Here is a 261-nt window from a genome sequence, read left to right on the forward strand (position 1 = left end):
GGACTGAAGTGTGCGCTGGCCTGCTCTACCCTGACTGGAGTGGAGCAGGAGTCGAGCGTCTTGATCACCTGCTCCAGCCATGTAAGCGCAGGCTCAACGTTCGCCGGCTCACGGCTAAGCTCGCGCACCAAGGCGAAAGCCCGATTACGCAGGAAGCGTATCTGGTCAACTGTCAGCTCGCTGCCCAGCTGACGCAACTCGTCGCGCTCTTCGTTGCTCAGGCGCAGATCAGCCAAGCTGTCGCGCAACTGTTGGTCAAGT

The 261-nt window shown here is 60.5% G+C and carries 1 pseudogene; it reads right to left on the reverse strand.

The annotated features are described in order from the left end of the window. Positions 1-261: pseudogene (locus AAEZ09_RS28605) on the reverse strand (phospholipase D-like domain-containing protein); the annotation flags it as partial.

This window comes from Pseudomonas sp. 65/3-MNA-CIBAN-0223 (assembly GCF_040310425.1).
GTDB classification, from domain to species: domain Bacteria; phylum Pseudomonadota; class Gammaproteobacteria; order Pseudomonadales; family Pseudomonadaceae; genus Aquipseudomonas; species Aquipseudomonas gregormendelii.